The organism is Streptomyces sp. NPDC107575 (assembly GCF_055657265.1).
Window position 1 is genome coordinate 108,715 of sequence record NZ_JBVKBG010000007.1, and the last position, 26,365, is coordinate 135,079.

Sequence of the window (26,365 nt, forward strand, 5' to 3'; positions counted from 1 at the left end):
CGTGACCTCATGAGCCGTGCCTGGCTGCTCCGCCTCGTCATCGCCTTCAGCTTCGCGCAGGGGGCGGTGTCGATGGCGCGGCCCGCGGTCTCCTACCGGGCCCTCGCGCTCGGCGCCGACGAGCGTGCCGTCGGCGTCATCGCGGGGGTCTACGCGCTGCTCCCGCTGTTCGCCGCCGTGCCGCTCGGCCGGCGCACGGACCACGGCCGGTGCGCGCCGCTGCTCCCGGTGGGGGTCGTCCTCATCGCGGGCGGCTGCGCGCTGAGCGGACTCGCCGACACCCTTGTGGCGATGGCCGCCTGGAGCGGCGTGATGGGGCTCGGGCATCTGTGCTTCGTGATCGGCGCCCAGTCGATCGTGGCCCGGCAGTCCGCGCCCGAGGACCAGGACCGCAACTTCGGCCACTTCACCATCGGCGCCTCCCTCGGCCAGCTCGTCGGGCCGATCGCCGCCGGTGCCCTCATCGACGGCCACGACATGGCGGGCACGAGCGCCCTCGCGCTCCTCGTGTCGGCGGGCGTCTGCGCGCTGGCCGTCACCTCGCTGTGGCGCATCGAGTCCCGGCGTACGCGGACGGGTTCGCGTACGAAGGAGGCCTCCAGGGTCCCCGTGCACCGCATCCTGCGCACCCGCGGCGTGCCCGGCGGCATCTTCATCAGCCTCGCCGTCCTGTCGGCCACCGACATCCTCACGGCGTATCTGCCGGTCGTCGGCGAGCACCGGGGGATCGCGCCGTCCGTGGTCGGCGTGCTGCTCAGCCTGCGCGCGGGCGCCACGGTCGCCTGCCGACTGGTCATGACCCCGCTCATCAACTGGCTGGGCAGGACCGCCCTGATCGCCACCACGTGCCTGCTCGCGGCGGTGCTGTGCGCGGGCATCGCGCTGCCCGTGCCGGTGTGGGCGCTCGCCGTGATGCTGATCGTCCTCGGCTTCTGCCTCGGCGTCGGCCAGCCGCTCTCCATGACCACGGTCGTCCAGGCCGCCCCCGCAGAGGCCCGCTCCACGGCGCTCGCGCTCCGGCTGACCGGGAACCGGCTCGGGCAGGTCGCGGCCCCGGCGTCCGCGGGTCTGATCGCGGGGGTCGCGGGGACGGCGGCGCCGTTCGTGATGCTGGGCGGGCTGCTGTTCGTGGCCGCCGGGCTCGGGGTCAGGGGCGGCCCCGGGCGCGGTTCGGTGCCCAAGAGGTCGTGGGTTCCCCGCCTGCGGCGACGCGAGAAGGAGCGCCAGCGGCACTGACCGGGCGCCCGGGGCCCTCGGCAGACGCCAGTACGCCTGCCCCTCCCTGACCTCTGGCCCCCTGGCCCCTGGACCCCTGAAACTAGCGACGCTAGTTTGGCTGGGCACGTACGTGACACCCCGCACTCGCTCAGGGAGTTGTGCTCATCATGGTCCGCGCCGCTGTACTGCCCGCCGTCGGCTCCCCGCTGGAGATCGCCGACATCGACCTGCCCGAACCGGGCCCCGGCCAGGTCCGGGTGCGGCTCGCCGCCGCCGGGGTCTGCCACTCCGACCTGTCCCTGACCAACGGCACCATGCGGGTCCCGGTCCCCGCGGTCCTCGGCCACGAGGGCGCGGGCACCGTCGTCTCCGTCGGCGAGGGCGTGACGCACGTGGTGCCCGGCGACGGCGTCGTCCTCAACTGGGCGCCCTCCTGCGGAAACTGCCACGCCTGCGGGCTCGGCGAGGTCTGGCTGTGCGCCAACGCCCTCGCGGGCGCGGCCGGCATCCACGCGAAGCGCGCGTCCGACGGCAGCGACCTGCACCCCGGCCTGAACGTCGCCGCGTTCGCCGAGGAGACGGTCGTCGCCGCGAACTGCCTCCTGCCGGTGCCGGACGGCGTCCCGCTCACCGACGCGGCCCTGCTCGGCTGCGCCGTGCTCACCGGATACGGCGCCGTGCACCACTCCGCGCGGGTCCGGGAGGGGGAGACCGTCGCGGTGTACGGCGTCGGCGGCGTCGGCCTCGCCACGCTCCAGGCCGCGCGCATCGCGGGCGCCTCTAAGATCATCGCGGTCGACGTCTCGCCGGAGAAGGAGGCCCTCGCGCGGGCGGCGGGCGCCACGGACTACGTGGTCGCGTCGGAGAACACGGCCCGCGAGATCCGCGGTCTGACCGGCAAGCAGGGCGTCGACGTGGCGGTGGAGTGCGTCGGCCGGGCCGTCACGATCCGTACCGCCTGGGAGTCCACCCGGCGCGGCGGCCGCACCACCGTCGTCGGCATCGGCGGCAAGGACCAGCAGGTCACCTTCAACGCCCTGGAGATCTTCCACTGGGGTCGCACGCTGTCCGGCTGCGTCTACGGCAACTGCGACCCGGCCCAGGACCTCCCGGTGCTCGCCGAGCACATCCGCGCGGGCCGCCTCGACCTGAGCACGCTGGTGACCGAGCGGATCGCGCTGGACGGGATCCCGGCGGCGTTCGACACCATGATGGCGGGCAAGGGCGGCAGGGCGCTCGTCGTGTTCTAGCCGTGCTTTTGGTGATGCCCCGCCGATGAGTTCCCGGCTGGCGGCCGGTCTGTAGGTGAAGAAGCCTGAAGTGCGGACCGGCGCGACCGGCACCGGCCATCGGAACGGGAACTCAGGAGGCACACCATGTCCGCCAGCATCCAGAAGATCCGCCCCTGCTTGTGGTTCGACGGCAAGTCGGAGGAGGCCGTCGACTTCTACATGTCGCTCTTCCCCGGCTCCGACTCCGAGGTCCTGGAGGTCCAGCGCTTCGGTGACGAGGGGTCCCAGGAACCCGGCTCGGGCGTCGTCGTGTCGTTCCGCCTCGCGGGCACCGAGTACCAGGCGCTGGACGGCGGCCCCGAGTTCAAGTTCAACGAGGCGGTCTCGTTCTCCGTCGACTGCGCCGACCAGGCCGAGGTCGACCGCCTGTGGGACCGCCTCACGGCGGACGGCGGCGAGGCGGGCCCGTGCGGCTGGTGCAAGGACAAGTACGGCCTGTCCTGGCAGATCGTCCCGCGCTGCCTGCCCGAACTCCTCGCGGCCCCCGACAAGGACCGGGCCGCGCGGGTCCTCGCCGCGATGATGAAGATGGGCAAACTGGACGTCGCGGCCCTCGAGTCGGCCTGACCCGCGGTTCGGGCATTCAAGCCCCTGCGGCGATTGAGCAGCGGGGTCCGGGGCGGAGCCCCGAGGCGTCGGCCACGGCGCCGCCTGCTCAATCGCCGCAGGGGCTTGATTGGGTCAACCGAGGGAACGACCTCGCAGCGACAAGGAACACCAGCGTGGTCAACGCGAACGGCCAGGTGAACATGTGGCCGCCGACCGGCGCGGCGAGCGCCCCGAACGCCGGAGCGCAAACGGTCGCGGCCACCGCCCCCGCGACGGCGTACGCCACCGTACGACGCGTGGCCTTCAGGAACACCCCGCAGAGCGCGAGCGCAACCAGCACCGCGTTGTACGCGGACGTGCCATCCGCGAGCTGCGCGGCCGGCTCGCCGAGGGCCCACGCGGTCGCCATGCCCGCGGCGTTCCCGAGGCAGGCCACGCCCGCGACGCGCGGCCCGGCCACCAGCAGCCCGGCGAGCACCAGCGCCCCCGCGTACCACTGCGGCATCAGGAAGATCTGGCCGAATCCGGCGAAGAACCCCCGGACGGCGTCGTCGAGTTGGATCCCGGTCCTGGCCCCGGACACCGCCCGCGGGAACGCGGCGATGCCGCCCCCGCCGGTCCACACCCGCGCGAACCCGGGCGCGGCCAGCGTGATGACGCTCGCCACGAGGCAGAACGGCAGCGTGAGGGCGGGCAGTCCCCACGCCCCGAGGGCCCGCCCCGCGGCGGCGGTGGCCACGGTCGCGGCGGCGCACCCGAGCAGGGCCACGAGCACCGAGGACAGTCGGTCGGGGTTGAGGAAGACGGCGCAGCTCACGCCCACGAGGCAGGCGTTGAAGCCCTCCATGCCGACCGTGAGCCGCTCCTTGTCCACGCCGAGCAGCGCCGCGACCAGCGTGCCGACGGCCGCGCCCCCGATCCCGTAGAGCCCGTACTCCCACCCCGCGGAGAACAGGGCGGCGGCGAACAGGACGCCGGTGAGTGCCCGCGGCAGGAACGTCACCTGCCCGATCCCGCGCAGCACGCGCAGCGCGAACTGTCTGCAATCGGTCGTCCAGCTCTGCCCGATTTCCTGGTGAATCGCGGCATCCGCCGACTGCGCCATGCGCCGCTCCCGTGTAACGAAGATGTTTCCCCGACCGGCGAATGTACGTTACAGCTACTTCCGGGAAAGCCCCTGGCCGGGGGCGGAAACGCGCCACGGCGACCGCTCAGCGCGGCGCCGCGACCCCCAGCTCGGCCCGCAGCGCCCGCTCCCCGGCCCCGGTCACCCGCACCGCCCGCTCGGAGCCGATCCGCTCGACCCAGCCCGCCGCGAAGGCGTGGGCGCACAACGCTGCGCCCGCCCGTCCGGCCAGGTGGAGCCGACGCTCAGTCCAGTCGAGGCAGCCGCGCGCCAGCGGCCTGCGCGGGCCGGGCTCCAGCGGCGCCCCGAGCGCCCGGAACCAGCCGTGGCCCGCGTCGGTGAGCGCAAAGGTCGACGAGTCGACTTCGGCCCGCAGCAGCCCGCGCTCGACCATCGCGTCGGTGACCGTGATCCCGAGCCGGCCCGCGAGGTGGTCGTAGCAGGTCCGCCCGCGGGCCATCGCGGTCCGCGCCGACGCCGCCCGCAGCGTGGGAGGCCGCTCGCCGCCGTCCGGCACCGCGTACCCGGCGAGGCCCTCCAGGAGCTGCGCGGCCCGCGCGTCGGCGAGCCGCAGATAGCGGTGGCGGCCCTGCCGCTCCTCGGCGAGCAGCCCGCCCGCGACGAGCTTGCCGAGATGCTCGCTCGCGGTCGACGCCGCGACCCCCGCGTGCCGCGCCAGCTCGCCCGCCGTCCAGGCCCGCCCGTCGAGCAGCGCGAGCAGACAGGCGGCCCGCGTCTCGTCGGCGATCAGCGAGGCGAGGGCGGCGAGGCGCGGAGCGCCGGGTTCCTTCGAGGCGGCCATGGGTCAAGGATGGCCCCGGCATGCTTCGGCCGCCGCCGAAACGTCAGTGCGCCTCCGCCGTCACCTGCGCGTACTGCACTGCGAGCCCGTCGAGCAGCGCCGTGAGCCCCGTCTCGAAGGCGCGGTCGTCGACGATCTCCTGCCGCTCGGCGAGTAGATGCGCCTGTCCGAGGTGCGGATAGTCGGCGGGGTCGTACGCCGCCTCGTCGTCGGGGAAGCCGCCCGCGAACGAGCCGAGCGCGGAACCCGTCACGAAGTACCGCATGAGCGCGCCGATGGACGTGGCCTGCGGCGGCGGCCACCCGGCGTCGACCATCGCGCCGAACACCGCGTCGGCGAGCCGCAGTCCGGCCGGGCGGTGCCCGGGGCCCCGCGCGAGCACCGGGACGATGTTCGGATGCGCGCGCAGCGCCGCCCGGTAGGAGACTCCCCAGTCGTGCAGGGCGGTGCGCCAGTCCCGCTCGTCGTCCGCGTCGAACATCGACAGGTCGACCTGGGCGCTCACCGAGTCCGCGACCGCCTCCAGGATCTGGTCCTTCGTGCGGAAGTGGTTGTAGAGCGAGGGCCCGCTCACGCCGAGCTCGGCGGCGAGCCGACGCGTCGAGACGGCCGCCAGGCCCTCGGTGTCGACGAGGGTGCGGGCCGCGTCGACGATGCGATCTCTGCTCAGGAGGGGCTTGCGCGGTCGGGCCATGCGGCACATAGTAGGGCTGCAAGCCAAAAACTAGCAGTGCTAATTAACTGCTTGACGATTCGATGCGTGCGGGAGTGGCCATGAACCTGGAGCTGAGCGAGGAACAGACGGCGGTGCGCCGGCTCGCGAAGGACTTCGTGGACCGGGAGATCGCACCGAACGTGGTGGCGTGGGACCGGGCCGAGGAGGTCGACCGGGGCATCGTCAAGAAGCTCGGAGAGGTCGGCTTCCTCGGCCTGACCATCGACGAGGAGTACGGCGGCTCGGGCGGCGACCACCTCGCGTACACGCTGGTCACGGAGGAGCTGGGGCGCGGCGACTCGTCGGTGCGGGGCATCGTCTCCGTCTCGCTCGGCCTGGTCACCAAGCCGATCCAGCAGTGGGCGAGCGAGGAGCAGAAGCGGCAGTGGATACCGAGGCTCACCGCCGGTGAGGCGCTCGGCTGCTTCGGCCTCACCGAGCCGGGGCACGGCTCGAACCCGGCCGACCTGCAGACCCGCGCGGTCCGCGACGGCGGTGCCGACGGAGATTGGGTGATCAACGGCACGAAGATCTTCATCACGAACGGCACCTGGGCCGACGTCGTCCTCCTCTTCGCCCGCACCAACGACACCCCGGGCCACAAGGGCATCTCCGCCTTCCTGGTCCCCACCGACACCCCGGGCCTGACCCGCAACACCATCCACGGCAAGCTCGGCCTGCGCGGCCAGACCACCGCCGAGCTGGTCCTGGAGGACGTCCGCGTCCCCGCCTCCGCGCTGATGGGCCCGGAGGGCAAGGGCTTCTCGATCGCCATGTCCGCGCTCGCCAAGGGCCGGATGTCGGTGGCCGCCGGATGCGTGGGCATCGCCCAGGCCGCCCTCGACGCGGCCGTCGGATACGCGGGCGAGCGCGAGCAGTTCGGCAAGCCCATCGCCTCGTACCAGCTGGTGCAGGAGCTGATCTCGGACATCTCCGTCGACGTGGACGCGGCCCGCCTGCTCACCTGGCGCGTCGCCGATCTCATCGACCGCGGCGAGGACTTCGCGACGGCGGCGTCCAAGGCGAAGCTCTTCGCGTCCGAGGCGGCGGTCCGCGCGGCGAACAACGCGCTCCAGGTCTTCGGCGGCTACGGCTACATCGACGAGTACCCGGTCGGCAAGCTGCTGCGCGACGCCCGCGTCATGACCCTCTACGAGGGCACGAGCCAGATCCAGAAGCTGATCATCGGGCGCGCGCTGACCGGCGTCTCGGCGTTCTGAGTACGTACTTGAGTACGCGGGCGGATGGGGCTTCGGCCCCGTCCGCCCGATGCTGTACGGCATGAGCAGTGAGACTCCGGTCAAGCAGCAGAACACGGTCGCCTTCTACGGACAGGCCGTCGCATCCTTCGTCGTCGCTCTCGCCGCGACCGCCATCGGCATCTACAGCCTCGACGTCAGCGGCTGGATCCGCGCGTTCCTGGCGATCGCCGTCCTGTACCTCACGACCTCGGCCTTCACGCTGGCCAAGGTGATCCGGGACCGCCAGGAGGCGGGCCAGATCGTGAGCAGGGTCGACCAGGCCCGCCTGGAGAAGATCCTGGCGGACCACGACCCGTTCAAGCCGGTGGTGTGACGGCGGCCGCCGTCGGGGCGGACAGCAGCTTCGGTACGTCCAGCGCGCCGCCCGCCGCCGCGAACTCCCTGTCCACCGCTGCCCGCAGGGCGCCGTCCGACAGATGGTCCGCGGCCGTACGGGCCAGTGCCGCCGCCCCGTCGAGGACCGCCCGGTCGGCCTCCGGGCCCCGCGCGTGCGCCGCGAAGTCGGCGGTGTGCAGGGCCGTTCCGGCCGGGGCGACGGACAGCATGGGATGGATGGCCGGGAGGCGGACGCTGACATTGCCGAGGTCCGTGGAGCCGAGCGCGGAGTCCGGTGCGGCGCTGCCGGGCAGCACCGTGCGGCCCCGGGCCGTGAGGTGCTGGGCGAACCGTGTCGCGAGGACGCCGTTGTGCCGGACGGGCACGCAGGGCGGGCAGTCGTCCCAGCGGGCGGTCACGGTCGTGCCGGTCATCGCCGCGGCGCCCTCGAAGATCCGCTGGACCCGGTCGGACAGCTCCGCAAGACCTTCCACGGTGGCGGCCCGCAGATAGAAGTGGGCCGCCGCGTGCTCGGGCACGACGTTGGGGCGCGAGCCGCCGTCGGTGATCACGCCGTGCACCCGGTCGTCCGGGAGCATGTGCTGGCGCAGGGCGGCGACCCCCTGGTAGGCGGCGACCACCGCGTCCAGGGCGTTGCGGCCCATGAACGGCGCGGCGGAGGCGTGGGCGGCGAGCCCCGTGTACTCGACGACCACCTCGCGCAGCCCCAGGAAGGGCGCGTCGGACAGGTCGGGCCCCGACGACGGGTGGATCATCACGGCGGCGTCGATCCCGTCGAACGCCCCGGCGCGGGCCAGGAGTTCCTTGCCGGTGCCGTTCTCCTCGGCCGGGGTACCGAGCAGCACCACCGTGCCGCCGGTCCGTTCCAGGACGGGCACCAGCGCGAGGAAGGCGCCGACGGCCGCCGCGCAGATGAGGTGGTGGCCGCAGCCGTGCCCGATGCCGGGCAGCGCGTCGTACTCGGCCAGCACCGCCACGGTCGGCCCGCCGCCAGGACCTGCCGACGCCCGCAGCGCCGTGGGCAGTCCGTGCACCCCGGTCCGTGCCGTGACGCCGTGGGCCAGCAGCAGGTCGGCGACGCGGGCGACGGCGCGATGCTCCTCGAAGCCGGGCTCGGGATCCGCGTGAAGGGCATGAGCGAGCCCGAGCAGCTCCCCGCCGAGGTCCTCGACCGCGGCGTCGATCCGTGCGTGCACCTCGGGGTCCGCGCCCTCGTACGGGGAGGACCAGCCGGGGGCCGTGGCAGCGGCGTCGGCCGCCCGCCGGGCGACCTGCTCCAGGTGAGCGCGCCCTGCGGCGCTCGTGGCGTGCGGGGCGGTGGCGTCGGTCATCGGTTCTCCTGCGGCACGGCGTCGGCGGCGGACGGGGCGGATCGCGGCGCGGTCATGCGCCCGTGGAGGGCGACGCAGCCGATACTGACCAGCGCCATCACGATGAACAGGACCGCGACGGGGGTCCAGGAGGCGCCCGAGGAACCGGCCAGCCACTGCGCCAGCGGCGGGATCGCGCCGCCGCCGATCAGGCCGGCGATCTGGTACCCGAGCGAGAGCCCCGTGTAGCGCACGCGCGGCGGGAACCACTCGGTGATCATCGTGCCGACGGTCGCGTACGCGATGGTGCTGGCGAGCATCCCGAGCCCCATGCCCGCCCACAGGCCCACGACGCTGTGCGAGCCGGCGAGCCAGAACATCGGGAACGCGACGACCAGATGGGCCGCCATCCCGACGAGGGTGACGCGCCGGACCCCGAACCGGTCGCCGAGCAGGGCGGTGAGCGGGGTGAAGACGATCACCACGACCGAGGCGAACATGCCCGCCGCCGAGGTCTGGGCATCGGTGAAGCCCAGGTGGGACACGGCGTAGGCGGACATGAACGTGACGATCACGTAGAAGCCGCCGATGGTGACGAGGAAGGCGCCTGTGGCGAGCAGCCAGGTGCGCCAGGAGCCGCGCGCCACGTCGAGCAGCGGCAGCTTGGCGGCGACCCCGCCCTCCGCCCGCTCCTCGCGCAGCGCCTCCTTGATCTCGGGCGACTCCTCGAGGCGGCTGCGGATGATCAGCCCGGTGAGCACGAGCACGCTCGACAGCAGGAAGGGGATCCGCCAGGTCCACGCGAGCAGCGCGTCGTGGCCCGGCATCGAGGCCAGCGTGAAGACACCGGTGGCGAGGAAGAAGCCGATCCCGTCGCCGATCTGCGGGAACGAGCCGTACAGGGCCTTGCGGTGCGGGGGCGCGTTCTCCACCGCGTACAGGACGGCCCCGCCCCACTCGCCGCCGACCGCGAGCGACTGCAGGACGCGGATGACCAGGAGCAGGGCCGGGGCGAGCGCGCCGGCCACCGCGTAACTGGGCAGCACGCCGATCAGGAACGTGGACACGCCCATGAGGAGCAGCGAGCCGATGAGGGCGTGCTTGCGGCCGTAGCGGTCGCCGATGTGGCCGAAGAGGATCGCGCCGAGCGGCCGGCCGAGGGAGCCCACGGCCAGGGTGGCGAACGAGCTGAGCAGGCCGAGCGCGGGGCTCATCTCGGGGAAGAACAGCTTGGGGAAGACGAGGGCGGCCGCGGTGCTGTAGATGCCGAAGTCGTACCACTCGACACTGGTGCCGATCAGTGTCGCGGTGGCGATGCTCAGCGGGCTGCGACGGGCGGCGGTCGCGGGTGGGGCGTCCGCGTCCGTGGCCGGCCGGGCTGGGGGAGTCGTCATGGACCGGGCTCCTTCTGAGGACAGGAGGAAGGGAGGGCAGGAGGGCAGGACGGCGGGCCCGCGGGGGAGAGCGGGAGCGGGGACGGCCGACCGGGGGCAAGGGCCGAGGAGTATGGGTTCGAGTGGACCCATAAAGTGGTATCGGGACGCTACGAGCGGGGGAGAAGCCCTGTCAATAGGATCCGCAGCGAATCCAATAGGGTTTCGGCGCGGGCGAGTTCGCGTCCGGAGGCCAGCCGATGGCGACGAGACGACCGGGAGGACGCGTGGTGAAGGCGGGAGCCGGGAGCGGGGCCGGTGGCGCGGGCGCGGCAGCGCGCGGGACCGATCCGCTGGAGCGGCCGGGGCAGCGCAGGCCCTCGCGCGACATGGTCACCGAGATCCTGCGCAAGCGCATCGCCCTGGGCGGCTTCGCCCCGGGCAGCAGGCTGCCCGCCGAACGGGAGCTCGCCGCGTCCCTCGGCGTCGGGCGCAACACGGTCCGGCAGGCGGTCCGCAGGCTCGCCGAGGAGGGCCTCGTAGTCACGACGCTCGGCCGCTCCGGCGGGACCCGGGTGCGCCCCGCCCCGCCGGTCGAGGGCGAACGGGCCGCGGTGGCCGCCGACTTCAGGGCCACCATCCGGGACTACATGGAGTACCGCTCGGCCGTCGAGCCGTTCGCGGCCGGGCTCGCGGCGCGCCGCGGCTCCACCGCCGACCGGCGGGCCCTGGTGCGGATGCTCGACGAGGAGGTCGCCGACCTCGCCGCCTACCACCAGGTCGACTCGCGCTTCCATCTGGCGGTGGCCGCCGCGGCCGGCAACGAGGTGCTCGGCGAGGCGGTGGAGCGGGCCCGCGCCGAGCTGTTCGTGCGCGGCAACGCGCTCTGGCTGGACTGCGACTGGACGCTCGTCTACCCGCCGGACCGGGACCTCTCGCGGGTGTTCTGCGAGGAGCACCGGGCCATCGCGCTCGCCGTCCTGGCCGGTGACGCGGAGACCGCCGAGGCCCGGATGCGCGAGCACCTGGAGGACTCGGGCCGGCAGTTCCTGGCGCTGCTCGACCACTTCGAGGAGAGCGGCACGGGCTGACGGGGCGGGGCGCGGGCTTCGGGCCCCGGGCCGAACTCGTTGACCAGTGACGTGGGTTGTGGTTAGCCTCCGAAATGGGTCCGGACGAATCCAAATGAGAACCGTGCCCATCGGGAACCCCCGGCCCCCGCCCCGTCCCTGGAGGTACGGCACCTTGCACAGCCACGACGAAGCCCTCGCCCGCACGGTCCTCGACCACGTGGAGGACCGGCTGCGCCTCGACCCGGCGCCGCTCGGCAGGCTCGGTGACGCGGCCGAGCTCGACGTCGCCCTCAAGGGCGCCCTGGGCAGCGGCCCGTCGGCGCCCGGCGACGTGCTGCGGCTGTTCACCGAGCACATAGAGCCGACCGTCGTCTCCTGCGACAGCCCGGGCTTCCTCTCGTTCATCCCCGGCGCCCCGACCAAGGCCGCCGCCCTCTTCGACATGGTGCTGTCCGCCTCCTCGCTGCACGGCGTCTCCTGGCTGGAGGCGTCGGGCGCCGTCGCCGCCGAGAACCAGGTGCTGCGGCTGCTCGCCGATCTCGCGGGCCTGCCCGGCGGCGCGGGCGGCTGCTTCGTCAGCGGCGGGTCCGCGGGCAATCTGTCCGGACTCCTGGTGGCCAGGGACACCGCCCGTACCTCCGAAGGCCGCCCCGTGGAGCGGCCTCGCGTCGCGGTCAGCGACCAGGCCCATTCGTCGATCGGCAGCACGCTGCGGATCATGGGCGTCGGCGCGCTCGTGGTGCCCACCGAGGACCACCGGCTGACCGGGGACGCGGTGCGCGCCGCGCTGGCGGCCGACGGCGACCCCGGGAGCGTCGTCGCGGTCGTCGCGACCGCGGGCACCACCAACGCCGGCATCGTCGACGACCTCGCGGGCATCGCCGACGCGGCCCGCGACCACGGCCTGTGGTTCCACGTCGACGCGGCCTACGGCGGCGGCGCCCTGTTCTCGCCCCGGCTGCGCGAGCGGTTCGCCGGCATCGAGCACGCCGACTCCCTCGTCATCGACCCGCACAAGTGGCTGTTCACGCCGTTCGACTGCGGCGCCGTTCTGTACCGGAACCCCGCCCTGGCCCGCGCCGTCCACACCCAGGACGCGTCCTACCTGGACTGCATCCACACCGACGCCCCGCAGGAGTGGAACCCCAGCGACTACGCGTACCACCTCACGCGCCGCCCCCGCGGCCTTCCGCTCTGGTTCTCGCTCGCGGTGCACGGGACGGAGGCGTACCGGGAGGCCGTCGAGGCCGGGCACCGGCTCGCGGTGGAGAGTGCCGAGCTGATCCGCGCCACCGACGGCCTGGAACTGCTGCGCGAGCCCGAACTCTCGGTGGTGCTGCTGCGCCGCACCGGCTGGGGCCCCGCCGACTACGACGCCTGGTCGCGGCGGCTCCTGGAGCGGCAGATCGCCTTCGTGGTGCCGACGGTGTGGGAGGGCGAGACGGTGGCCCGCCTCGCCTTCCTCCATCCGGACCTCGCCCTGGACACGGTGCGTACGATCCTGGCCGACATGATGGCGGACTCCGCGTGACGCGCGGCGCGTTCCCGGAAACCGGGCTCTAAGCGCTCGCTCACCCCGGAGGGTAGGGTGTGGCACCAGCCCCACGGGAGGATGTGAGTGCAGCGATGACGCAGGACGAGCGCGGTATCGACGAGGCCGCGGACGAGATGCCGTGGGCCGACGTCACGCCCGACGCGGCCCGGCGGCTGCTCGTCGCGGCGGTGCAGGCGTTCGCCGAGCGCGGCTACCACGCGACCACGACCCGCGACATCGCGAGCCGCGCCGGCATGAGCCCGGCCGCGCTCTACATCCACTACAAGACCAAGGAAGAGCTGCTCCTCAAGATCAGCCGGATCGGCCACGACAAGGCCCTGGCGATCCTGCGCCGCGCGGTCGAGAGCGACGGCACGGCCGCCGAGCGGCTCGCGGAGGCCGTCCGCTCCTTCGTCCGGTGGCACGCGGGGCACCACATGACCGCGCGCGTCGTCCAGTACGAGCTGGACTCGCTGGGCGAGGAGAACCGGCCGGAGATCGTGGCGCTGCGCCGGCGGAGCGACGCCTCGGTGCGGGAGATCATCAACGACGGCGTGAAGGCGGGCGAGTTCGACGTCCCCGACGTGCCGGGCACCACGGTCGCGGTGCTCTCGCTCTGCATCGACGTGGCCCGCTGGTTCAACGCCGAGGGGAAGCGGACGCCCGACGAGGTCGGCGCGCTCTACGCCGACCTCGTGCTGCGCATGGTGGGTGCCCAGAGGCAGTAGCGGGAGCTACGGGATTTACAGGTAGTACCGCGACACCGACTCCGCGACGCACACCGGCTTGTCGCCGCCCTCGCGCTCCACGCTGAACGCCACGGTCACCTGTACGCCGCCGGCCACGTCCTCGACGTTCGTGACCTTCGCGGTGGCGCGCAGGCGCGAGCCGACCGGGACGGGGGCGGGGAAGCGCACCTTGTTCGTGCCGTAGTTGACGCCCATCTTCATGCCCTCGACCTTCATCAGCTGCGGGCCGAAGAGGGGGAGCAGCGACAGGGTGAGGTAGCCGTGCGCGATGGTCGTCTTGAACGGCCCCTCCTTCGCGCGCTCCGGGTCGACGTGGATCCACTGGTGGTCGCCCGTGGCGTCGGCGAACTTGTCGATGCGGCTCTGCTCGATCTCGACCCAGTCGCTGTACCCGAGCTGCTCGCCCACGGCGCCCTTCAGGTCGTCGACGTCCTTGAAAACGCGCGGCTCCGCCATGTTCAGTGACCTCCCAGAAGACTTGTCTAAGCGCTTGCTCAGACCACTGGGCATGCTAACAACGCGGCCGCGCCCGCACTAGGGTCGTCTACGCTCGGGCGGGTGCCACAGATTCCGGAGAAGATCCATGAGCTCACCGTCGGCCAGGTGTCGGCGCGCAGCGGCGCCGCCGTCTCCGCCCTGCACTTCTACGAGTCCAAGGGCCTGATCACCAGCCGCCGCACCTCCGGCAACCAGCGCCGCTACGGCCGCGACACGCTGCGCCGCGTCGCCTTCATCCGGGCCGCCCAGCGCGTCGGCATCCCGCTCGCCACGATCCGGGACGCCCTCGCCGAGCTCCCCGAGGAGCGCACCCCGAACCGGGACGACTGGGCGCGCCTCTCGGAGGTCTGGCGCTCCGAACTGGACGAGCGGATCAAGCAGTTGGGCCGGCTGCGGGACCATCTGACCGACTGCATCGGGTGCGGATGCCTGTCCCTGGAGACCTGCGTCCTGTCCAACCCGGACGACGTCTTCGGCGAGCGCCTCACGGGCTCCCGTCTGATGGGGGAGCGCCGGGAGCGTCCGGCTTCGTAGCCGCGAGCCTCGGTCCGAGAGCCCGGAACACCGCGCTCAGTACGACTGCGGCGATCGCGCCTGCCGCGACGCCGCTGCCGAACAACGTGCGGGCCCACGTCGGCAGCTCCGCGTACATCTCGGGCGACACGATCGGCAGCATGCCGATCACGAGGGCGAGCGCGATGACGACGCTGTCGGTGCCGTGCGAGAGGTCCGTACGGGAGAGCATGCCGAAGCCCATCACCGCGATGACGGCGTAGATGACGAGGCCCGCCGCGCCCACCACCGGCTCCGGGATCGCCGCCAGGACACGGGTCAGCGGCGTGATGAGGCCGCACACGATCAGCAGCACACCGGCCGCCGCCGTCACGAACCGGCTGCGGACGCGCGTGAGTTGGACGATGCCGATGTTCTCGGCGCTGGTCACCATCAGCGACGTGCCGAAAACGCCGGAGAACAGCGAGACGAGCGCGTCGGCGCGGGCGATGCGCGGCACGTCGCGCCCCGCATCGGGGGTGCGGCCCACGGCCTCGCTGTTGAGGACCGTCTGCCCGGTGGCCTCGGCGAGCGAGGCGAGGGCGAAGACGAGCAGCGGGACGGCGGCCAGCAGATCGAAGTGCGGGGCGCCGTACGGGAAGGGGTCGGGCAGCGCGAAGGTGCCGCCGTGCGCGACCTCGATGTCGGTGCCCATGAGCGCGGCGATCACCGTGCCGCAGACGAGGCCGAGCAGCACCGCCATCTGCCGCCACACGCCCCGCAGGACGAGGAAGAACACCGCGATCACGCCGAGCGTCGCGAAGCCGAGGCCGGGTCCCGAGGCGACCATCGGCGCGGTCACCTTGATCATGTTGATGCCGATGAGGACGACCGTCGTGCCCATGACCAGGGGCGGGAACAGTCGGACCAGGCGGCCGTAGAAGGGCAGCACGCAGAGCAGGAACGCGGCCGCGACCAGGACGGAGCCGGAGGCCGTCGCCGGGCCGTACTCCTGCGCGATCTGCAGGAAGATCGCCACCGCGGCGCCGCCCGGCAGCATCAGGAACGGCAGCCGGGCGCCCACCCGCAGCGCCGCGACGCCGAGCGACTGCAGCAGCGCGCCCACGCCGCACAGCACGAGGGTCGCGCTGAGCAGCGAGGCCGTCTGCGTCGTCGACAGCTTCAGCGTCGTCGCGATGAGGATGACGGAGGAGACGGGGGCCGCCACGCCCGCAAGGACGTGCTGGCAGGCGAGGGGGACGAGCCGCTTCAGCGGAAGCCGCTCGTCGACGGGTGCCACGTGTGGTGCGGCCGTCGCGGTCACCGGTTCAGCCACGGCAGCTCGGCCGCGGCGTAGCGGTAGGCGCGGAACACGGCGTTGGGCTCCGACGGGAAGAGCTTGCGGACCTCTTCCTCGGAGTAGCCGCCGAAGAACGGCACGATGTACTCCCAGCACAGATAGCCGTCCTCGGTCACCTCGAAGAGGCGGCCCGCCGGGGAGTCGGTGATCAGCGTGTTGCCGTTCGGGAGGCGCTGGGCGCTGCCCATGAACGGCGCGAAGAAGGACTCGCGCGCCGGGTCGTGGTACTCCCACGCGATCTTGCCGCTGGAGCGCTCGATCTCGATGACGCGGCTGAACGGCACGTCCCAGTGCGGCCGGAAGACGCCGTTGTCGAAGACGAGGAAGTTCCCGTTCTCCAACTCGGTCGGGCAGTGCTGCTGCGAGACGACGCCCGGCTCGGAGCGCCAGATGATGTCACCCGTCGCGCGCTCGATGACGACGACCGCCGACACGGAGCGGAAGCTCGCGAGGATGTTCCCGTCGGCGAGCGGAAGGACGCTGTTGATCAGCGGGTAGTGCTCGCGGGCGTAGTCCGGGTGGAGCGGGAAGTCCTCGCGGCCGAGGCGCTCGGAGACCTTCCACTCCCAGGTCGTGTTCCCCTCGGCGTCGACCTCGACGATCGTGTCCGCCCAGATCCTGCCGTCGACGGCCTCCGAGCCCGGTACGCCGCCGCGCACAGCGGCAGCCGCGTCCCCGGTCAGCGGCTCCAGGGCCGTGTAGAGGATCCGGCCGTCGCCGTAGTGGTGGGCGTCGTGGTGCTGGAGCGGGTCGCGGTGCTCGCGCACGACCGTGCCGTCCGGCGTGATCTCCTGCATGAGGCCGCCGCGGTACTTGTGCCACATGGGGAAGAGGGCCGGCTCGTCGGGCAGCACGCCGTTGTACGCGAGGTTCCCGTTCTCCAGGATCCGCGCGTGCCGTCCCGGGCGGTTCGGCAGGTTCCACTGGTGGACGACCTCGCCGTGCAGGTCGATCAGGTACACCTCGCCGGTGCCGGTCAGCGGGGCGAAGAGCGTGTAGCCGCCGAACGCCGCGTCCTCGTCGAGGGCGAGGAGTCCGGTGCCGCGGCGGCGGCGCTGGTTCTGGTCCACACGAGCCATGGAGGCCCTCCATCCAGTGGTGACGCCACTCAGTGAGTGGTTAATTTTTTTAAGTACTGGTTAAGTAGTTAACCACGGCGGTAGGCTGCGGGGAACAGGGGTCGAGGCGAAAGGGCGTTACAAGTTCATGAACGTGGGACCGGGCATTCGACGCAGGCGCCGCGGCCTGGAGCTGACGCTCGCCGAGGTGGCCCGCCGCGCCGGGGTCTCCGTCCCGTTCCTGAGCCAGGTGGAGAACGGCCGCTCGCGCCCCAGCATGGGATCGCTGCAGCGCATCGCCGACGCCCTCGACACCACCGCCGTCGAACTCCTCGCCTCCGCCGAGCCGCCCCGCCCGGTCGACGTGGTGCGCGCGGCCGAGAAGCCCGCGATGGCCGACGGCGCGCGCCCGCTCGTCCGCGGCGAACAGCGGCTGCACGCCCTGGAGTTCACCGGGGACCACGACTGGGACCGGGTCTTCCGGCACGCGGGGGACGAGGTCATGTACGTCGCCGACGGCTCGATCGAGACCGAGGTGGACGACACCCACTACGTCCTGGAGCGCGGCGACACGCTGTACTGCGCCGCCGGACTCGCCCACCGCTGGCGCCCGTTGGAGCCCGGCACGCGGGTCCTCGTCGTGGGCGTCGCCGCACAGTAGTGCGCCGCACCCCTTGTCGACTGCCTGGCTTGGCGCGACCATGCGTCGCACCAGTCACGACGGGGAGGCCGAACGGCATGGCAGTGGCGATCACTTCACTCAAGTACGAGTCCGCCCGCTCGGGCCCGCAATCGCTGGTCTACGACGACGACGGCTATCACCTGGTGCGCTTCCCGTACGAGGACGCCGAGGAGTCCTACGACCCGTGGGGCATGCACGATCCGGCGGGCGGCGGCGGTACGTCGAGATACCCGGACGCCCGCTCAGGTCTTATCTGGCCCAGCCACGACGGCTGGGGCACGCTGTCCGCGCTGGTGTTCTGGGGCGCGGACGCCCGCGCGAGCGAGTACCGGGCCCGCTTCGTGCGCGACCCGCTGGGCCTCGGCACCGGCTACGACTCCACCGCCACCACCGACATCTCGCCCACGGGCGGCGGGCAGTTCCGCTCGTACACCTGGCAGATGTTCGTGCACCCCGGCACCCCCGTGGGCTTCAAGGTCTCCGCCCGCTCCGCCGACACCCCGCTGAAGGTGCCGATCACGCTGGCCGAGTTCAAGCTGGCGATCCAGACGGACGTCCTCAGCCCCTGACGCCCGCGGGCCGTCACCCCGGTTCGGGTCCGTCTTCCGGATTGGCCCGCTCCGGGCGCCCCACGCCTCGTAGAGTCGCCACCGTGATTGAGAACGAGGCTCCGGATTCGCACCTGCCCATGCTCGCGACGCCGCAGGCCGAGCGGCTCCGGGCGCTCGTCGCAGCGTGTGTGCGGGAGCGATACGGGGCCGGTTCGGGCTTCGCGCTGGTCGGCGACGCGGTCAAGCGCGAGGGGCAGCTCTTCCCGCTGGCGAACCTCGCGCGGCGGTGCGAAACCGCGCCCGAGGGCGACTGGCCCGCGCTCGTCGACGCGCACTTCGCGGCGCTCGCGGGCGCCTCGCAGGGCGGCGAGGACGCCGAGGAGCTGCTGGCGGGGACGTGTCTGCGGCTCGTGCCCGCGGACGCCGCCGGCCCGGCGACGCCCGTGCACGCGCGCGAGGTCGCCGAGGGGTTGCGGCTCGCGCTCGCGCTCGAAGGGCCCGACTCCGTACGCCTGTTGACCGACGAGGACGTGGTGCGGGCCGGGGCCGACGAGCTGTGGGCCGCCGCGCGGCGCGCCCTGACCCGGGCGCCGATGCGGCACGAGGAGGTGCGGCTCGACGGGCACCCCGTCCTCTACTCCGTGTACGGCGACGCGCACTCGGTGGCGACCAAGGCGGTCGTGCTGCCCGAGGTGGTCGCGGAGGTCACCGGGCGGCGGATGCCGGACGCGGGCGCCCTCGTGGCCGTGCCCACCCGGCACCTGCTCGCCTTCCACCCGATCGTCGACGCGGGCGCGGCCGACGCGCTGGACGACCTTGCCACGTACGCCGTCCGGGCCCACGACGAAGGCCCGGGACCGCTCTCGCCGCGCGTCTACTGGTGGCACGACGGGCGCCTCACCTCGCTCACCGACATCGACGACGAGGCCCGCACCCTCGAACAGCGGCCGCCGCGCGAACTCGTCGACGTGATGCGGGCGCTGGGCGCGCTCGACCGGGCGGGCCGGCTCGCCTCCGCGGCTTCGGCCGCCTCCGCCGCTTCGGCCGAGCCCGAAGCCGGGCGGGAGCCCTTCGCCGCCGCGCTCGCCGACGCCTTCGCGCACGCGGAGACCGACCCCGACGCCGCCCGCGTCGAGACGTGGGACGCCTGGCTCGCGGCGCAGCGGCACGGCTGCGCCCTGTTCGCCGACGGCAAGGACGGCGAACCGCCGGTCGAGGAAGGGGAGTTGGCGTCGGCGGACGATGCCGCCCGCGCCTGGCTCGACGCCTTCTACCTCACCCTCGTGACCCGGGACAGAGAGCGCACCACACGCCTGTGTCAGGTGCCGCTCGACTCGCTGCGCGGCGGCGCGCCCGTCGACGACTACGTGCTGCACTGGATCGACGTCCTGCAGAGCCACTGGCTGCGCCGCCCCGTCGACGACGTCGTGGACCTGCTCGTCACCACCATCAAGGCCTCGCACCCCGACACGGCGACCCTCGCGCCGAAGGACTTCCTCAACCTCGTCGACTACCAGCCCGTCGCGCTGTTCCACCGGCTGCTCACGCACGACCACGAGGCCTTCGGCGAGGCGCTCGCGGAATCCCTTGTGCAGCACGCCGGTTACTGGGGCGAGTCGGCCGCGCCGCGCGCCCGTGTGGCGCTCGGCCCGCTCGCGCTCGCGTGCCTCGCGTACGACATGGACTTCCCGGTCCGCACCGACCTGCCGTACCTGCCCAGGTACCTGCTCAACCGGCAGCGCCTGGAAGGCACGTCGAGCTAGATCAGGGGGTGCGCCGGAGTCGGGGCCGCACCCCCGTCGCGCTGTACGTCACCTGGTGCCGAGGGGCCGGCCTACGCGGAGACAAGCAGCCGCGCCAGCCTGGCCTCCGCCAGTGCCATGGGTGTGAGGACGGGCCGCGGCACGACGATGCCGCAGCTGGTGCACACGGGACCCGACGAGGGTTCGTGCGCCAGATCGTGCTGCCAGACCAGGCGGGTGCCCGTGCACACGGGGCAGCACGCGCCGGGGTCGCGCTCAAGTGCGGTGATGAGTCTGCGCAGCACTTCGGCCAGCGGCTCCGCGGGATGCACGGACGGGTCGTCGCACCAGGCGACTCCGAAGCCGCCCCAGGTCAGCCGGTGCCAGTCGTCCACGCTGCCCGGGCGGCGCAGCCCGTCGTGCTTCTCCTTGCGCCTGCGCTCCGCGAAGGCGACTTCGTACGCGAGCCAGACGGCCCGCGCCTCCTCCAGCTCCTCCAGCGCCGCGACCAGTCGGGCCGGGTCGGGGGAGCGGTCCTCGGGGTCGAACCCCGCCCGGGAGCAGAGGTGGTCCCAGGTCGCTCGGTGCCCGTAAGGGGCAAATCTCTCAAGGCACTTGCGCAGTGAATAGCGCCGCAGTGCCAGATCGCTCAGCGGATCGCGCACCTGTCTCGCCAGACTTCGGAATCCGGCCATCGCCCTGCACCTCCGTCACACGTACGTCGGCGTCGCCGCAGCCATGAAGCGACGTCGCCGAGTAGACGTATCGACACGCGATTCGGATCCCCTCGAAGGCCACCGAGTCCCATCCGATTTCCGATGGGCCCCATCACCGTCACCTTCTGAGGCCGGGGAGTACCTGAGTGATCCCTGTGCTGATTCCGAAAACGTGACGCATGTTCATCTTCTGTCCGCGGCTAACCGTCGGTAACCTCCGGCTCACCATCGTCGGGAGGATCAGGCATGCGACGACGCATTCCACGCACCACCCTGTACAGAAGCCTTACGAAGAGAGTTACGGCCGTCGCGGCGCTCGTGCTCACCGCCGGACTGCTCTCTCCCGTCTCGACCGCGGGCGCCTCGACCGCGACCGCCGCCGAGGAACCGACCCCGGCCGCCGACTACTGCAAGGGCCAGTGCGCGGACATCCTGCCGCCCGGTGCGAACGGCAGCGCCACACTCGCCCAGATCCTCGGCAACAAATTGCTGGGCACCCAGCCTCCGCACGCCGACGATCAACTCGGTCCTTATGACGCGCTGTCGTCCGGGTATCCGTCTCTCACCGACGACACACTCACGAACTTCTTCAACGATTCCTCCTTCGGCGTCAAGGATGATCAGGTCGGTTCGGTCACCCGCCCCCGCGAGGACGTCACGATCACCCGTGACAAGAAGAACGGCGTACCCCACATCAAAGGTTCCTCGCGCTACGGAACAGAATTCGGGGCCGGCTTCGCCGCAGGTCAGGACCGCCTCTGGCTGATCGACCTGTTCCGGCACATAGGCCGCGGCGAATTGACCTCGTTCGCGGGCGGCGCCCTCGCGAACCAGGGACTCGAGCAGGAGTTCTGGCCGCAGGCCCCGTACACCGAAAAGGACCTCGAACAGCAGGTCGACTCCATCAAGAGGACCGGCGGAGCCCGCGGCAAGCAGGCCATGGACGACGCGCAGGCCTATATCGACGGCCTCAACGCCTATCGCGAGAAGTCGAAGAAGGGCCGCTACTTCCCCGGCGAGTACGTGCTCACCGGCAAGGTCGACGCGATCACGAACGTGGGCGAGATCCAGCCGTTCAAGGTGACCGACATGATCGCGCTGGCCTCCGTGGTCGGCGGGCTCTTCGGCAACGGCGGCGGCGGAGAGGTCGACGCGGCCCTCTCGCTGCTCAAGTCGCAGGAGAAGTACGGCGTCGAGAAGGGTACCGAGGTCTGGGAGTCCTTCCGCGGCCGGGACGACCCGGAGACCGTCACCACGATCCACGACGGCACCCGCTTCCCGTACGGCGAGAAGCCCGAGAACGCGCGCGGGCAGGCGCTCCCCGACAAGGGATCGGTCGAGAAGGAGCCCCTCGTCTACGACCGGGAGGGCTCGGCCGCGACGAAGTCGACGGAGGTCAAGAAAGACCCCGTCAAGGCGCCCGACAAGCTCAAGCCGCTCCAGGGCATGAACGACGACGGGGTGCTGCCCTCCGACCTGTTCACGCGCTCGGCGTCCAAGAAGGGCATGTCCAACGCCCTTCTCGTCTCCGGCAAGCACACCGCTTCCGGCAACCCGGTCGCCGTGTTCGGCCCGCAGACCGGCTACTTCGCGCCACAGCTGCTGATGATGCAGGAGCTCCAGGGGCCCGGCATCAGCGCGCGCGGCGTCTCCTTCGCGGGCGTCGGCATGTACGTCCAGCTCGGCCGCGGCCAGGACTACGCTTGGTCCGCGACCTCCGCGACCCAGGACATCACCGACACGTACGCGGTCCCGCTGTGCGAGGCCGACGGCTCCAAGCCGACCAGGCAGTCGACCTCGTACATGTACCGGGGCACCTGCACGCCCATGGACAAGCTGGAGAAGAAGAACGCCTGGAAGCCGACGATCGCGGACTCCACGGCCGCCGGCTCCTACCGGATGCAGGTCTTCCGGACGAAGTACGGCGTCGTCAGCCACCGCGCCACCGTCGACGGAAAACCCGTCGCCTACACGGCACTTCGCTCCACGTACCGCCACGAGGCCGACTCGATCCTCGGCTTCCAGATGCTGAACGACCCGACGTACGTCAAGGACGCCGCGACGTTCCAGAAGGCCGCGCAGCACATCAACTACGCGTTCAACTGGTTCTACGCCGACTCGCGCGACATCGCGTACTACAACAGCGGCACCAACCCGGTGCGCGCCAAGGACGTCGACATGTCGCTGCCGGTGCGGGGCGAACAGGCCTATGAGTGGAAGGACTTCGACCCGGCCGACAACACGTCCGCCGAGACGCCGCCTTCCCAGCACCCGAACTCGGTCGACCAGGACTACTACGTCTCCTGGAACAACAAGCAGGCCAAGGGCTTCTCGGCCCCCAACTTCAGCATGGGCGCGGTCCACCGGGCCGACCTGCTGAACGACCGGGTGAAGAAGCTCACCGAGCGCGGCGGCGTCACCCGCGCCTCGCTCACCCGGGCCATGGAGGAGGCCGCCGTCACCGACCTGCGCGGCGAGCAGGTGCTGCCGGAGATGCTCAAGGTCATCCGCAGCGAACCGCTGGGCGACCTCGACAACCCGCAACTGACCAAGGCCGTGCAGCAGCTGGAGGCCTGGGAGAAGGCGGGCGCCCAGCGCAACCAGACGTCCGCCGGGTCCAAGACCTACGCCCACCCCGACGCCGTACGGATCATGGACGCCTGGTGGCCGCTGATGGTCGAGGCCGAGTTCAAGCCGGGCCTCGGCGAGGACCTCTACAAGTCCCTGACCTCACAACTGACCGTCGACGAAGCGCCGTCCGCAGGCCACGGGCCGACCGGCTCGCACGCCGGATCGGCCTTCCAGTACGGCTGGTGGGGCTACGCCGACAAGGACCTGCGCTCCGTGCTCGGCGAACCGGTGAAGGGGAAGCTCGGCGCCACCTACTGCGGCTCCGGCGACCTCTCGGCCTGCCGGGACGTCCTCCTCGCCACCCTGGCCGAGGCGGCCGCCAAGCCCGCCACCGAGGTGTACCCCGGCGACGACACCTGCAAGGCGGGCGACCAGTGGTGCGCCGACAGCATCGGCCACCGCGCCGTCGGCGGCATCACCCACCGCACCATCCAGTGGCAGAACCGCCCCACGTACCAGCAGGTCGTGGAGTTCCCGGCGCACAGGTAGGGCACAGGTAGGGCTCAGGGGCGGGTCGCCTACGTGGTGACCCGCCCCGCACCCAGCACCACCCGCGCCAGCTCCGCGTGGCAGATGTCGCTGTGGGCCCCCGAGGGCGGGGGCCCGTTGCGCACCACCTGGGCCGCGTCCACGCTCACGCAGCCCGCGCCCGGCACCCCGGCCCGCAGCACGTCCGCCAGGGTGAAGCGGACCGCGCCGTCGACGTCCTGGAAGCCGTCGTGGCCGAGGGCGCCCCAGCGTTCGCCGAGGTCGACCAGTGACCTGTCGTCGCCCGCGAGGCGCGAGGCCAGCGGGTACATCACGCTCAGCGCGGTGTCGTGCCGCGAGAAGCACGCCACCATCGGCCCGTCCACCCGTGCCTGGCGTCCCTTCAGCGCGCCCCGGCCGGCGAACGCGTAGTGCGAGAAGGCGCCCTGAAGGAGCGTCACGGACTTGACGTTGCGGGCCGATTTCGGCATGCCGGCGAGCGCGAAGGAGACGAGGCGCGCGCCGAAGCTGTGCCCCACCAGGTGCACCCGCACCCCGGGCGCCTCTTCCGCGAGGCGTCCGAGTGCCGGGCCGAGACCTGCCTGGCCGACCTTTCCTGCCCGTCGCTTCATCGCGAAGTACGTTGCCTGACGCAGCAGTTCGTGCGCACCCTTCCATGCCTTCGCGAGCCCGCCGGGCAGCTTGAAGGACGCCGCGGCGGCAGGCCCCGCCGCCGTCTCCAGGGCCGCCGCGAACTCCAGGCACATGGCCCTGGTGTCCTCGTGGAGCATCGCGGGCGTGCTGTGCGGCCCTCCGTCCTCCGAGGTGTCGGCGCCGGACACCGCGGGCCCGACCCCGACCAACTGCCGTACCAGACCGCCGAACTCGTCGAACGCGGACGTCTTCTCGGCCTGCTCCTCCAGGCGCCGCGCCAGCAGGTCCACGACGGGCTCGCTGCGCGGGAAGGCGTCGACGAGGCCCTGCCGGGTGGCCTTGTCGAGCGTGGTCCGCGGGGCCGCGGACGTCACGGGGCGGTCGAAATCCGGGATCTGCTCGTCCGTGAAACGCATCGACGGCCACAACACCCCCACGTAGCCGAGCGAGGCTCGGGGCGCCAGGGCGGGGAACGGCGCGAAGAAGCGGTCGTACAGACGGGTCGCGATGGAGCGGTCGTTGTTCCAGCCGTGCGCGAAGACCACCAGATCGCGCACTTGGTGCGCCTGGCGCAGGAGCGTGGCGAGCTGCCCCGGGTCCGGATCGCCGTCGGCGTCGAACCTCAGCTCCCAGTAGGGCCGTACGTGGACTTCTGGTGCTTGACGTGCCTTGGGTGCGGACATGGCGAACCCCCGTGGTAGGCGTCGTGCGGCAACGCGTGCCGCGCATCGTCCCGCCGTACCCGGGGGTTGGCCAGATGTTCCGCCGTCAATTGACGGTCGGCTCAGGCGAGTTGACGATCCCGCGTCTCCGGAAGGGCCAGCACGCACAGCAGTGACACGACCGCCATCGCGCTGACGTACCAGCCCACCGACGAAGAACCGAGTGAGCTCTGCAGCCGCGTCGCGATGAGCGGGGAGACCGCGCCGCCGAGGACGCCGCCCAGGTTGTACGCGAAGGACGCACCGGAGTAGCGCACCTTCGCCCCGAACAGCTCCGGCAGATACGCGCCCATCGGCCCGTACACCACGCCCATGCAGAACAGGGCGCCGCCGAGCGCGAGCGCGATGAGCACCGGCTTCTCGGTGTCCATCAGCGGGAACAGGGCCAGGCCCCACACGATCGCGAGGCTCGACCCGATGAGCACCATCTTGCGGCGGCCGCCCGCGTCGGAGCGCGTCGCCGCGAGCCAGGTGCCGGCCGCGAGGAACAGGCAGGCCACGAGCGACACGGCGAGCATCGTGGAGCGCGGGACGCCGAGCGTCGTGGTGCCGTAGGCGAGGCAGTACGTCGTGGCCGTGTAGAAGAGCCCGTACGCGATGATCATGCCGCCGGCGCCGAGCAGGATCTCCTTCGGGTGGCGCTTGAAGACCTCAAGGGCCGGTGCCCTGCTGGCCTCCTGCTCCGCCATCACCTTCGCGAAGACCGGCGTCTCGCTGATCTTCAGCCGGACGAACAGGCCGACCGCCACGAGCAGGAACGACAACAAGAACGGGATGCGCCAGCCCCACGACTTGAACGCCTCGTCCGAGAGGGACTCGGAGAGCAGCCAGAAGATGCCGGTCGCGGCGAAGAAGCCGACGGACGGGCCGAGTTGGGGGAACGCGGCGAACAGCCCGCGCTTGCCCTTCGGCGCGTGCTCCACCGCGAGCAGCGCGGCCCCGCCCCACTCGCCGCCGAGGCCCACGCCCTGGAGGAAGCGCAGCAGTACGAGCAGGATCGGCGCCCACAGGCCGAGCGTGCTGTACCCGGGCAGCAGGCCGACGAAGGCCGTCGACAGGCCCATCAGGAGCAGCGAGGCCACCAGGACCGACTTGCGGCCGATCCGGTCGCCGAAGTGACCGAAGATCAGCGAGCCGATCGGGCGGGCCGCGAACGCGACGGCGTACGTCGAGAACGAGGCGAGGGTGGCGTTGATCGGGGTGAGGTTCGGGAAGAACGCGGCGTTGAGGACGAGCGCGGCGGCCGTTCCGTAGACGTAGAAGTCGTAGAACTCGATGGCCGTGCCGATGAAGCTGGCCACGGCCACGCGGCGCAGGCTCTCCGGTTCGGGGGCCTGCGCCGGTTCCGCCTCGGCGGACTCTTCCCTGGTCGATTCGTCTTTGAGCACGAGCAGACTGTCGTTGTCCGTGTACGGTCCAGTCAATATCCTGGAATGCCCGTCCCGGATTCCG

General features: G+C 72.1%; 24 protein-coding genes. 13 read left to right on the forward strand and 11 right to left on the reverse strand.

What is annotated here, in order from left to right:
• The first annotated feature begins 9 nt into the window (after nt 1–9).
• The 3 genes from ACZ7L4_RS32895 to ACZ7L4_RS32905 all read left to right on the forward strand — a co-directional run bounded on the left by ACZ7L4_RS32895 (nt 10) and on the right by ACZ7L4_RS32905 (nt 3,077).
• A complete protein-coding gene (locus ACZ7L4_RS32895) occupies nt 10–1,236 on the forward strand; it encodes an MFS transporter (RefSeq protein WP_472108331.1) in 1,227 nt (408 codons plus the stop codon).
• A 149-nt stretch (nt 1,237–1,385) separates the two neighbouring features.
• Nucleotides 1,386–2,468, forward strand: a complete 1,083-nt coding sequence (locus ACZ7L4_RS32900; protein WP_472108332.1) for a Zn-dependent alcohol dehydrogenase — start codon at nt 1,386–1,388, stop codon at nt 2,466–2,468.
• A gap of 138 nt (nt 2,469–2,606) precedes the next feature.
• Complete coding sequence (locus tag ACZ7L4_RS32905; protein ID WP_472108814.1) at nt 2,607–3,077, forward strand: VOC family protein; 471 nt, start codon at nt 2,607–2,609, stop codon at nt 3,075–3,077.
• An 88-nt stretch (nt 3,078–3,165) separates the two neighbouring features.
• On the opposite strand, the gene ACZ7L4_RS32910 is transcribed toward ACZ7L4_RS32905, so the two are convergent.
• The 3 genes from ACZ7L4_RS32910 to ACZ7L4_RS32920 all read right to left on the reverse strand — a co-directional run bounded on the left by ACZ7L4_RS32910 (nt 3,166) and on the right by ACZ7L4_RS32920 (nt 5,681).
• Nucleotides 3,166–4,164: an urea transporter gene (locus ACZ7L4_RS32910; RefSeq protein WP_472108334.1), complete on the reverse strand. Its 999-nt coding sequence runs from the start codon at nt 4,162–4,164 to the stop codon at nt 3,166–3,168.
• A 106-nt stretch (nt 4,165–4,270) separates the two neighbouring features.
• Nucleotides 4,271–4,987 carry an ArsR/SmtB family transcription factor gene (locus ACZ7L4_RS32915; protein ID WP_472108335.1) on the reverse strand — a complete coding sequence of 239 codons (717 nt, stop codon included), beginning with the start codon at nt 4,985–4,987 and terminating at the stop codon, nt 4,271–4,273.
• Between the two features lie 43 nt (nt 4,988–5,030).
• A complete protein-coding gene (locus ACZ7L4_RS32920) occupies nt 5,031–5,681 on the reverse strand; it encodes a TetR/AcrR family transcriptional regulator (protein WP_472108337.1) in 651 nt (216 codons plus the stop codon).
• 80 nt (nt 5,682–5,761) lie between these two features.
• Here ACZ7L4_RS32920 and ACZ7L4_RS32925 point away from each other — a divergent pair, with 80 nt between their 5' ends.
• On the forward strand, nt 5,762–6,922 hold the full coding sequence (locus ACZ7L4_RS32925; RefSeq protein WP_472108339.1) for an acyl-CoA dehydrogenase family protein: 1,161 nt from the start codon (nt 5,762–5,764) through the stop codon (nt 6,920–6,922).
• A gap of 61 nt (nt 6,923–6,983) precedes the next feature.
• Nucleotides 6,984–7,277: a YiaA/YiaB family inner membrane protein gene (locus tag ACZ7L4_RS32930; RefSeq protein WP_385759380.1), complete on the forward strand. Its 294-nt coding sequence runs from the start codon at nt 6,984–6,986 to the stop codon at nt 7,275–7,277.
• Here the strand turns inward: ACZ7L4_RS32930 and ACZ7L4_RS32935 are convergent.
• Nucleotides 7,261–8,631, reverse strand: coding sequence for a M20 family metallopeptidase (locus ACZ7L4_RS32935; RefSeq protein ID WP_472108341.1), 1,371 nt, complete (start codon nt 8,629–8,631; stop codon nt 7,261–7,263). The two genes, ACZ7L4_RS32930 and ACZ7L4_RS32935, sit on opposite strands and share 17 nt — an antisense overlap.
• Entirely contained in the window at nt 8,628–10,004 is a 1,377-nt protein-coding gene (locus ACZ7L4_RS32940) for an MFS transporter (protein WP_472108343.1), read from the reverse strand. Before ACZ7L4_RS32940 ends, ACZ7L4_RS32935 begins: the two co-directional genes overlap by 4 nt.
• Nucleotides 10,005–10,270: 266 nt before the next feature.
• On the opposite strand from ACZ7L4_RS32940, the gene ACZ7L4_RS32945 reads away from it, so the two are divergent.
• The 3 genes from ACZ7L4_RS32945 to ACZ7L4_RS32955 all read left to right on the forward strand — a co-directional run bounded on the left by ACZ7L4_RS32945 (nt 10,271) and on the right by ACZ7L4_RS32955 (nt 13,318).
• Nucleotides 10,271–11,074, forward strand: coding sequence for a FadR/GntR family transcriptional regulator (locus tag ACZ7L4_RS32945; protein WP_472108345.1), 804 nt, complete (start codon nt 10,271–10,273; stop codon nt 11,072–11,074).
• Nucleotides 11,075–11,228: 154 nt separating this feature from the next.
• The gene (locus ACZ7L4_RS32950; RefSeq protein WP_472108347.1) at nt 11,229–12,587 is read left to right on the forward strand and encodes a pyridoxal phosphate-dependent decarboxylase family protein; all 1,359 of its coding nucleotides are present in this window, start codon (nt 11,229–11,231) and stop codon (nt 12,585–12,587) included.
• Nucleotides 12,588–12,682: 95 nt separating this feature from the next.
• Nucleotides 12,683–13,318, forward strand: coding sequence for a TetR/AcrR family transcriptional regulator (locus ACZ7L4_RS32955; RefSeq protein ID WP_472108349.1), 636 nt, complete (start codon nt 12,683–12,685; stop codon nt 13,316–13,318).
• A 15-nt stretch (nt 13,319–13,333) separates the two neighbouring features.
• Here ACZ7L4_RS32955 and ACZ7L4_RS32960 read toward each other — a convergent pair whose 3' ends face one another.
• On the reverse strand, nt 13,334–13,795 hold the full coding sequence (locus ACZ7L4_RS32960; RefSeq protein WP_472108351.1) for a MaoC family dehydratase: 462 nt from the start codon (nt 13,793–13,795) through the stop codon (nt 13,334–13,336).
• Nucleotides 13,796–13,897: 102 nt separating this feature from the next.
• On the opposite strand from ACZ7L4_RS32960, the gene soxR reads away from it, so the two are divergent.
• Nucleotides 13,898–14,371 (forward strand): redox-sensitive transcriptional activator SoxR, encoded by a 474-nt coding sequence (soxR, locus tag ACZ7L4_RS32965; protein WP_472108353.1) that lies wholly within the window; start codon nt 13,898–13,900, stop codon nt 14,369–14,371.
• On the opposite strand, the gene ACZ7L4_RS32970 is transcribed toward soxR, so the two are convergent.
• Both ACZ7L4_RS32970 and ACZ7L4_RS32975 read right to left on the reverse strand, forming a co-directional pair.
• Nucleotides 14,322–15,665 (reverse strand): uracil-xanthine permease family protein, encoded by a 1,344-nt coding sequence (locus tag ACZ7L4_RS32970; protein ID WP_472108354.1) that lies wholly within the window; start codon nt 15,663–15,665, stop codon nt 14,322–14,324. The two genes, soxR and ACZ7L4_RS32970, sit on opposite strands and share 50 nt — an antisense overlap.
• Nucleotides 15,650–16,768, reverse strand: coding sequence for an arylsulfotransferase family protein (locus tag ACZ7L4_RS32975; RefSeq protein ID WP_472108356.1), 1,119 nt, complete (start codon nt 16,766–16,768; stop codon nt 15,650–15,652). Before ACZ7L4_RS32975 ends, ACZ7L4_RS32970 begins: the two co-directional genes overlap by 16 nt.
• A gap of 127 nt (nt 16,769–16,895) precedes the next feature.
• Between ACZ7L4_RS32975 and ACZ7L4_RS32980 the strand changes: the two genes are divergently transcribed.
• The 3 genes from ACZ7L4_RS32980 (at nt 16,896) to ACZ7L4_RS32990 (ending at nt 19,743) form a co-directional block, all read left to right on the forward strand.
• The gene (locus tag ACZ7L4_RS32980) at nt 16,896–17,408 is read left to right on the forward strand and encodes a helix-turn-helix domain-containing protein (RefSeq protein ID WP_385759396.1); all 513 of its coding nucleotides are present in this window, start codon (nt 16,896–16,898) and stop codon (nt 17,406–17,408) included.
• 77 nt (nt 17,409–17,485) lie between these two features.
• Entirely contained in the window at nt 17,486–17,998 is a 513-nt protein-coding gene (locus ACZ7L4_RS32985; RefSeq protein WP_472108357.1) for a hypothetical protein, read from the forward strand.
• An 83-nt stretch (nt 17,999–18,081) separates the two neighbouring features.
• Entirely contained in the window at nt 18,082–19,743 is a 1,662-nt protein-coding gene (locus tag ACZ7L4_RS32990) for an immunity 49 family protein (RefSeq protein WP_472108359.1), read from the forward strand.
• 71 nt (nt 19,744–19,814) lie between these two features.
• Here the strand turns inward: ACZ7L4_RS32990 and ACZ7L4_RS32995 are convergent, their stop codons facing one another.
• The gene (locus ACZ7L4_RS32995; RefSeq protein WP_472108360.1) at nt 19,815–20,417 is read right to left on the reverse strand and encodes a hypothetical protein; all 603 of its coding nucleotides are present in this window, start codon (nt 20,415–20,417) and stop codon (nt 19,815–19,817) included.
• 267 nt (nt 20,418–20,684) lie between these two features.
• Between ACZ7L4_RS32995 and ACZ7L4_RS33000 the strand changes: the two genes are divergently transcribed.
• Nucleotides 20,685–23,558: a penicillin acylase family protein gene (locus ACZ7L4_RS33000; RefSeq protein WP_472108361.1), complete on the forward strand. Its 2,874-nt coding sequence runs from the start codon at nt 20,685–20,687 to the stop codon at nt 23,556–23,558.
• A gap of 29 nt (nt 23,559–23,587) precedes the next feature.
• Here ACZ7L4_RS33000 and ACZ7L4_RS33005 read toward each other — a convergent pair whose 3' ends face one another.
• Nucleotides 23,588–24,874: an alpha/beta hydrolase family protein gene (locus ACZ7L4_RS33005; RefSeq protein ID WP_472108362.1), complete on the reverse strand. Its 1,287-nt coding sequence runs from the start codon at nt 24,872–24,874 to the stop codon at nt 23,588–23,590.
• A 101-nt stretch (nt 24,875–24,975) separates the two neighbouring features.
• On the reverse strand, nt 24,976–26,229 hold the full coding sequence (locus ACZ7L4_RS33010; protein ID WP_472108816.1) for an MFS transporter: 1,254 nt from the start codon (nt 26,227–26,229) through the stop codon (nt 24,976–24,978).
• Between the last annotated feature and the right edge of the window lie 136 nt (nt 26,230–26,365).

Bases quoted from the DNA above. Each gene is read 5' to 3' on its own strand.
- ACZ7L4_RS32895 (WP_472108331.1), top strand. From the start codon at position 10: ATGAGCCGTGCCTGGCTGCTCCGCCTCGTCATCGCCTTCAGCTTCGCG.
- ACZ7L4_RS32900 (WP_472108332.1), top strand. From the start codon at position 1,386: ATGGTCCGCGCCGCTGTACTGCCCGCCGTCGGCTCCCCGCTGGAGATC.
- ACZ7L4_RS32910 (WP_472108334.1), bottom strand. From the start codon at position 4,164: ATGGCGCAGTCGGCGGATGCCGCGATTCACCAGGAAATCGGGCAGAGC.
- ACZ7L4_RS32915 (WP_472108335.1), bottom strand. From the start codon at position 4,987: ATGGCCGCCTCGAAGGAACCCGGCGCTCCGCGCCTCGCCGCCCTCGCC.
- ACZ7L4_RS32920 (WP_472108337.1), bottom strand. From the start codon at position 5,681: ATGGCCCGACCGCGCAAGCCCCTCCTGAGCAGAGATCGCATCGTCGAC.
- ACZ7L4_RS32925 (WP_472108339.1), top strand. From the start codon at position 5,762: ATGAACCTGGAGCTGAGCGAGGAACAGACGGCGGTGCGCCGGCTCGCG.
- ACZ7L4_RS32930 (WP_385759380.1), top strand. From the start codon at position 6,984: ATGAGCAGTGAGACTCCGGTCAAGCAGCAGAACACGGTCGCCTTCTAC.
- ACZ7L4_RS32935 (WP_472108341.1), bottom strand. From the start codon at position 8,631: ATGACCGACGCCACCGCCCCGCACGCCACGAGCGCCGCAGGGCGCGCT.
- ACZ7L4_RS32940 (WP_472108343.1), bottom strand. From the start codon at position 10,004: ATGACGACTCCCCCAGCCCGGCCGGCCACGGACGCGGACGCCCCACCC.
- ACZ7L4_RS32955 (WP_472108349.1), top strand. From the start codon at position 12,683: ATGACGCAGGACGAGCGCGGTATCGACGAGGCCGCGGACGAGATGCCG.
- ACZ7L4_RS32960 (WP_472108351.1), bottom strand. From the start codon at position 13,795: ATGGCGGAGCCGCGCGTTTTCAAGGACGTCGACGACCTGAAGGGCGCC.
- ACZ7L4_RS32975 (WP_472108356.1), bottom strand. From the start codon at position 16,768: ATGGCTCGTGTGGACCAGAACCAGCGCCGCCGCCGCGGCACCGGACTC.
- ACZ7L4_RS32980 (WP_385759396.1), top strand. From the start codon at position 16,896: ATGAACGTGGGACCGGGCATTCGACGCAGGCGCCGCGGCCTGGAGCTG.
- ACZ7L4_RS32985 (WP_472108357.1), top strand. From the start codon at position 17,486: ATGGCAGTGGCGATCACTTCACTCAAGTACGAGTCCGCCCGCTCGGGC.
- ACZ7L4_RS32995 (WP_472108360.1), bottom strand. From the start codon at position 20,417: ATGGCCGGATTCCGAAGTCTGGCGAGACAGGTGCGCGATCCGCTGAGC.
- ACZ7L4_RS33000 (WP_472108361.1), top strand. From the start codon at position 20,685: ATGCGACGACGCATTCCACGCACCACCCTGTACAGAAGCCTTACGAAG.
- ACZ7L4_RS33005 (WP_472108362.1), bottom strand. From the start codon at position 24,874: ATGTCCGCACCCAAGGCACGTCAAGCACCAGAAGTCCACGTACGGCCC.